At 56.2% G+C, this 1,314-nt stretch carries 2 protein-coding genes; both read left to right on the top strand.

Annotated elements, in window-relative coordinates; translation table 11 throughout:
• The first annotated feature begins 116 nt into the window (after nt 1-116).
• Nucleotides 117-668, top strand: coding sequence for a cytochrome b (locus F8N49_RS27760; RefSeq protein WP_024014636.1), 552 nt, complete (start codon nt 117-119; stop codon nt 666-668).
• A 31-nt stretch (nt 669-699) separates the two neighbouring features.
• Nucleotides 700-1,278, top strand: a complete 579-nt coding sequence (locus F8N49_RS27755) for a YceI family protein (RefSeq protein WP_039757580.1) — start codon at nt 700-702, stop codon at nt 1,276-1,278.
• Nucleotides 1,279-1,314 lie beyond the last annotated feature (36 nt).

Genomic DNA, 1,314 nt, shown 5'->3' with positions numbered 1-1,314 from the left:
ACTCGTCACTTCCAGACTCTTGATCGTATTTCTCGATATTTCAAAGCAAAATTTTCCGCTTTAATTCGATAGATAACTCGCTAGTCTTGGTTCGCAGTTCTCACAGGATTTGGGCAATGCAGCTACGTAACTCTTCTTCGCGCTATGGTTGGGTCAGCATCTTCATGCACTGGGGCGTGGCGCTGGCGGTCTTCGGGCTGTTTGCGTTGGGTCTGTGGATGGTCGGGCTGGATTACTACAGCACCTGGCGCAAAGACGCGCCGGATCTGCACAAGAGCATCGGTCTGGTGCTGCTGGGTGTGATGGTGTTGCGGGTGGTGTGGCGTTTCATCAGCCCGCCGCCGCCAACTCTGCAAAGCTACAGCCGCATGACCCGTATCGGCGCCAAGTTCGGCCACGGGTTTCTGTATCTGGCGCTGTTCGCTGTGATGATTGCCGGTTACCTGATTTCCACCGCAGACGGTGTCGGGATCCCGGTGTTTGGCCTGTTTGAAGTTCCTGCACTGCTCTCCGGACTACCGGATCAGGCAGATACCGCTGGGGTGATTCATCTCTGGCTGGCGTGGGCACTGGTAATTTTTTCCGGTCTCCATGCGTTGGCAGCATTGAAGCACCACTTTATCGATCGTGATGCGACCCTCACTCGAATGCTCGGTCGCAAAGCCTGAAATTCAACCTCGACTCAAAGGAAAAGAAAGCATGTTGAAAAAGACTCTGGCCGCTCTGGCAATCGGTTCCGCCGTGCTGTCCGCCAACGTAATGGCTGCTGACTATGTGGTAGACAAGGAAGGCCAGCACGCCTTCGTCGACTTCAAGATCAGCCACCTGGGCTACAGCTACATCACCGGTACCTTCAAGGACATCGACGGCAAGTTCAGCTTCGACGCTGCCAAGCCTGAAGACAGCAAGATCGAGTTCAACGTCAACACTGCCAGCGTGTTCACCAACCACGCCGAGCGCGACAAGCACATCGCCAGCGCTGACTTCCTCAACGCCAGCAAATTCGGCAAGGCCACCTTCGTGTCCACCAGCGTCAAGTCCACCGGTGCCAATACCGCTGACGTGACCGGCGACCTGACCCTGCTGGGCGTAACCAAGCCGGTTGTCGTCAAGGCCACCTTCCTGGGCGAAGGCAAGGATCCATGGGGCGGCTACCGTGCCGGCTTCGAAGGCACCACCACCATCAAGCGTTCCGATTTCGGCAAGCAGAAAGACCTCGGTCCGAAGTCCGATGCGGTCGAGCTGTATGTTTCGTTCGAAGGTGTGAAAGCGAAATAAATTTCGCCGCCACATGAAAACGCCCCCGGTCGCAAG

Origin of the sequence: Pseudomonas sp. GXM4, from assembly GCF_008923895.1 — a bacterium.
GTDB classification, from domain to species: Bacteria; Pseudomonadota; Gammaproteobacteria; order Pseudomonadales; family Pseudomonadaceae; genus Aquipseudomonas; species Aquipseudomonas atacamensis.
Note: the sequence above shows the minus strand (reverse complement) of the source record. Positions and strands in the feature narration are given on the sequence as shown.